This is a genomic window from uncultured Cyclobacterium sp. (assembly GCF_963976465.1).
Lineage (GTDB): Bacteria > Bacteroidota > Bacteroidia > Cytophagales > Cyclobacteriaceae > Cyclobacterium.
On record NZ_CAXBOC010000366.1, the window covers coordinates 1 to 6065 of the forward strand.

General features: G+C 36.8%; 3 protein-coding genes. All 3 read left to right on the plus strand.

Going from position 1 to position 6065, the window contains the following annotated elements; translation table 11 throughout:
- Window positions 1-665: 665 nt before the first annotated feature.
- Window positions 666-2105, plus strand: coding sequence for an AraC family transcriptional regulator (locus AAC037_RS17945; protein ID WP_339904495.1), 1440 nt, complete (start codon window positions 666-668; stop codon window positions 2103-2105).
- 699 nt (window positions 2106-2804) lie between these two features.
- Window positions 2805-3491, plus strand: coding sequence for a DUF1080 domain-containing protein (locus tag AAC037_RS17950; protein WP_339904497.1), 687 nt, complete (start codon window positions 2805-2807; stop codon window positions 3489-3491).
- A 32-nt stretch (window positions 3492-3523) separates the two neighbouring features.
- Window positions 3524-6065: PVC-type heme-binding CxxCH protein (locus AAC037_RS17955; protein ID WP_339904498.1), on the plus strand; the 2542-nt coding region annotated here is incomplete at its 3' end.

Genomic DNA, 6065 nt, shown 5'->3' on the forward strand with positions numbered 1-6065 from the left:
ATCCAATTCGTTGAATCCTTTGCCAGAACATTGATTTCAAAAATACCAAAATCTCAATGAATTAATAATATTAATATAGGTATATATTATAAATAAACCAATGGTAAAAGGTAATAATAAATTAAAAAAATTATAAAATATTGGTAAATAGCTTGTTGCCTGACCATATACTATTGATAACTTTTTAAAAATATTGAGATAGTTTTGTCTTTCTCCTATCTAATTACTTAAAATTTAGGGGGCTTTTCTTTTGAATTTAAAAGAGGAACTTCAAGAAGTTGATCAGCGTAAATGGGGCTTACTTTGCACATAGAATGATAAATGCCATATCCTGCTTGAATGCAATTTCACTCTCATCAAATTAGTGGGAAAGAAACAAAGTTTAAGTGAGTCGCATGGAATTATTGGTTATCTTTAATATTTTAATGTTCAAGTTTAATTACCCCCTTATTGCTGATAAAATGTCGGGTTGTTGTAATAAGACGGGGCGTTCAGGTTTTTACGATTTAGAATCTTTTACAGGTTTAATAAATTGTAAATATAAAATTATTAATATTGTCCGCTTTTCTCATCTTTTTAAAGAGCAGAGAAAAAAGAACAATCGAAATAGCTTTACCTAATCAGTTGTCAATAAATAAGTTTTTAATTTAATCAGGTTGTCATTAATGAAATCCTTTTTTGTAAGGGGAAAATTGGTTTTTTTACTTTACTTATTGCAATCATGTGTTCAAGAAAAAAATTTTGATATTGTATTGGAAGATTTTGAAGGTGGTTTGTTCTCTGAAAATTGGGAAATTCAGGGCACGGCATTTCATCAACCGGTAAATATCGACTCCTTACAAGATACAGTTTTTAATGTTCATGGCAAATATTTCGCCTATTCTTCAAATCAGGTTCCAGGGACTTTTAAAGGTTCTGGAAAACTAATCTCTAATAGTTTTACCATCAACAGGAATTTTTTAAGATTTCTAATAGCAGGGGATCAGCATGAAACCAGATCCAGCGTCAATTTGATCATTGATAATACTATTGTTAAAACTGCTACCGGCAAAAATGACTTAATTCTTAGAGAAATAATTTGGGACATTCGCAAATACCAAGGTAAGGAGGCCTATTTGGAAATAGTGGATGCTTTGGCTACTGATTCAGAGGAGGGTTTTGATAATAGATTATTGGTGGATCGAATAGTTTTAAGTGATGATAATTGGGATAATAAAATGGTTTTTGAGGATTTTGAAAGTGGAACCTTTAATAGCTGGAATGTAACTGGTGATGCCTTCCGAGAGCCTAATAGCAATAAAAATGTTTATTACCCAATAATAGCAAATGGCTACAAAGGGAATTATTATGCATTTAGTTTTGGGGATTCTCATGATTTACTACAAGGAATGTTTGTTTCTAAGCCATTTAAAATTCAGTATGATAAAATTCAGTTCTTGATTGGTGGGGGAAGCCATGATGGTAAAACATGTATCAACCTTGTAGTTGGTGAAAAAATGGTTCGGTCAGCAACTGGAGATGATGATGGGAATTTGAGGAGAAAGGAATGGAATGTCAAGAACCTAAGAGGAAGCATTGCTACCATAGAGATTGTTGACCAATATTCCGGCCCTTGGGGACACATAATTGTAGATGAAATCCTATTTGTCAACACTCCCTGGTATCAAAGGTATGCTAAAATAGCTGGGGTTGTTTTTGTAATTTTTTTGATAACTATATTCCTACTCCTTAAAATCAGGAAAAAATCCAGGATTGAGATTTCTGATATAGACCGTGCAACTTTAGAGCAGTTAAAAAATCAAATAATAATCAGTAAAGAATTCACGAATCAAAAATTTAATTTAGCATCCTTTTCTAAATCTGTTGGCATGGATTCAGAAAACATCGAACAGTTGTTTTTAACCGGAGAGGGTAAAACTTTTTCATTTTTTATAAATGAGCTTAGGGTCGAAGAATTTAAAAAAGAATTGCAAGATCCAAAAAACAAAGCGTATACGATGATTTACATTGCAAATCAATGTGGATTTAGTTCCAAAACCTCTTTTTATAGAATTTTCAAGGAGGTCACTAAAATCACCCCTACTGAGTATAAAAAGCTGCTGTAAAGTTACAGTAATTTGGATCCATAACACTTTTTTCGTGTAGTAAAGCCTGTTCAATCTAAGTATTCTTCATGTAAAGTTTTTGATGAAAACAATCTGCAATACTCAATTCCAGATTTACCAAATATAAAACACCCTTCACAAAGGCTTTGAGTACGTCATAGAAAAAGGTAGCGATGCATATTTTATATATGCTTAAACTCGACTCTGCACCCGCAGGCCACCACTTAAAAATTCATAAGTGAACTTTAATAAACATTAGAAATACTTTTTCAAAGTTTGTTCAACGAGGACATCTCCAAGTTTGGCATGAGGGATTCAAGCTCAACCGATTTTTAAAATGTTTTAGAGGACATTTTGATCAGGCCATATTTATCATTTTTGGAATTTGGGATGTCCCAAAGTGCTTTTGGGACATTTTTCGCATGTTTCAGGTTCACTAGACTTTTATATGATTGTACTTTTAAGCGCTGATTATTGAAGCGCTTATGAAGGGAAAAATAATTTTTCCACGCATGTCTTTGGTATTTATTCTTAATTGTTGGCTTGGCTAGAAGGTTACTTTTATTGAGAATGGGCCTACAGAAACAGTGCTTTCATTGCATAGATAGCAACAGATGTTAATAGAAAAATTGAGTATATAAACAAAAGAATTGAAATTCAATACTATTCATAAAATGAATCCATAACCATAATAATACCATGAAAAATCATATAAAAATAGTTAGACCTAAGGAGCAAATGTGCAGCTTGTACAGCTGTACAATAATTTTGTTTTTTGTTTGCTTTGTTAATTTGAATTGCTATGCACAAAGTGAAAATCATACGATTTCGCTTTTTGAAGGAACGTCTTTAGAAGGTTGGGAAGTGGTCAACCCAGAAAACGGGAAATACTGGTCAGTAGTTGATGGTGTAATTACAGGAGGTAATGGAACAATCAATATTCCAACCAACACCTATTTGCGTACGGTTGAAAGTTTTGAGGATTTTGAATTCCGTGCTCTTTTCCGTTTAACAGGTGATCACACCACTGGCCTGATCAACAGCGGTATTCAATACCGTTCCTTCATCGAAGGCAATACTATCATTGGGTATCAGGCTGATATAGGAAAGGGGTATTGGGGAGATATCTACGACGAGCACCGTCGAGGCAAGCTTATGGGCGGAGATCTCAGTACGCTCAACAATATTTTGTACGAAGATGGCTGGAACAGTTATATCATAAGGTGCATAGGAAACAAGCATGAGCTGTATATCAATGGGGTCAAAACGACGGAATATTTCGAAATGGACGCTGAAATTCCTTCAAAAGGAGTCATAGGGATTCAGTTGCACAGTGGCGGGAATGCTAAAATTGAATTTAAAGACATTACAATTACAAAGCTTTAAAAAGCTAGTTACCTAACCGTTTAGCAATACAAATGAAAAGAGCATTCTATATATTCTTTATTCTGATAATCTTAGTTGGTTTTGGCTGTAAGGAAAAGACACCTAATTCACCAACAGATGCTGCTGGTAATGAATACATTGATTACAACCATAAAACACAGTCTGCCAGAACGAAATTGTTTACTCCTGAAGAGGAGTTGGCAGGCTTTGAAGTACCTGAAGGTTTTGTAGTAGAATTGGTAGCTAGTGAAAGAGACGGAGTGGTAAACCCTATCCACATGGCTTTTGACGATGCTGGGAAATTGTGGACTCAAACCGCAGAGATGTATCCTATGGATCCGGTTTCGGATATCGCTTGGCATGAATTATTAAATTTAATGGATAATCCTGAAGCTCAGGAGAAAGATCCTAATTTCACAAGGATTTTTGACCTGTACCGTGGCAAAACCAAAGGGAAGGACAAAATATTAGTGCTTTCTGATCTTTATGGAAAAAATAAGGTTAAATCCACTATTTGGGCAGATGGACTTGCCATACCCCAAAGCGTTTTGCCTTACAAAAACGGAAGCTTTGTTGCTCAAGGTTCTGAACTCTTTTTTTTAGAAGATACAGATGAAGATGGTAAAGCAGACAAACGAACACCTTTGTTCACTGGTTTTGGAATTACAGATACACATACCATGGCACATGCATTGGTACGCGCGCCGGGTGATTGGATCCATTTTAGCCATGGTGCTTTAAATAAGGGAAAGGTAAGCTCCCTTATTAGCGATGCTGAAGTGCGGATCGACTACAGTAAAATTGCTCGTTTTTCTTTAGACGCCTCAAAAATGGAGCTGGTTAATTCCGGCCTGCAAAATATCTGGGGGTATAAGCTGAGGGGAAATGGCCAATGGTATGGTATTGAAGCCAATGATTTGGGATACTCTATTGTCCCTATGGAAAAAGGGACTGGCTTTCCGGGTATTGGAAATGATCGTATTCGTCCGTATCAACCTTGGATGCCTGAATTGCATGAATTTCGTGTAGGAGGAACGGGTATCTCTGGAGTTGCTTTTGCAGATGATTTGGATGGAAGCTTCCCCAAAGAATGGAAAGATGTGGCTTTCATTGCAAATCCCATTACCAGTTCTATTAACGCTGTGAGAATCTTACGTAACAGCGATGGTTCCGTGACAGCCGAACATTTACCTGATTTTTTGACTTCTCAAGATGACTGGTTTAGGCCTGTCAACATGGAGTTTGGACCTGATGGTAGCTTATATATTGTCGATTGGTACAATAAAATAGTTTCCCATAACGAAGTGGGAACATCCCATCCAGATAGGGATAAATCACATGGTCGTATTTGGAGAGTTCGCCATAAATCCCAACCTTCTCGAGAAATCCCCAATTTTTATGAGGTAAAAACAAGTGAGCTTGTGGCCTATCTGAAATCTCCGTCGATTTGGGCAAAAAGGGCAGCATGGCACCAGATCAGTGATCGTCCTATTGAAGAAACACGGGGCCTTGCCAAGGAGCTTATCGAACTCGCTTCTGATAGTGCTCAAGATGAAATTACAAGAATAATGGCGCTTTGGTCACTGGAGGGTATAAAGCATTACGATCAAAATCTGATGAAGACTTTGTTGAGCAGTCGATTTGATAACCTTAGAAGAGAAGCTGTTCGTGCATTGCAGTCCTTTCCATTAAATGCAGCTGTACTTGCTGCCTTACTTAGAAAACCATCCTCAGATAGCAATCCCATGGTACGGTCTCAGGTATTAAGGACTTTGGAAGCAGTCAATACTGCGAATGAAGCAACTATTATATTGCTAGTCGAGGCCTGCAAGGAGCCACTTGAAGGTAATGCAATGGGTGGTGCCTATGAAAGAAATTTTGAGCGATTTCTAGCCAGAAAAGCGCTCGAGAACTATCCAACAGAGCTGTTGGATTTCTTCAGATCTCCTGTTGTAGAACAATATGAAACATCCAATTTGATCTGGGCTAGCCAAGCCTTGCCCCAAGCTAAAAAGGAACAGGTATTTATAGAACTATGGAAGAACTATACCAAAAAAGAGCTGGATGAAGTGACCTTCGTACTAGTAGCCGAAATGCTAGGTAACAGAAACGTATTGAACTTAGTATTACCAATATTAGAAAATAGGGACATGGCCGTGAAACATGTTTCACTCACTTTAAAGAATCAAGCCAGGTTACAATCAGAAGAATTGACAGAAGCGTTGAAAGCGCCAATAAGTCATTTATTAAAAAGCTCAGATGTTTCAAAACAGATGTTAGGATTGGAGGCCGTTGGAAAATTGAAGATCAAAGGCTTTCGGGCCGAGGTTTTGCCACTGGTTGATGATAATTCTCCTACCGAAATGATCAGATTGTACATGTCTGCACTTATCTTCCAGCCTAATGAAAATAAGGAGACCTTTATCAAGCTTTCAAAAATGGAAACATTGAAGGTTGAGTTAAGGGCTTCCGCTGTTCAGACTGTAGCTGTTGCAGATTTAAATGCAGCCAATGAAATTTTGACTAACTGGGTCCCTAATCTTGATTTGGAGCAGAAGAAAAAGGTCATCCAAA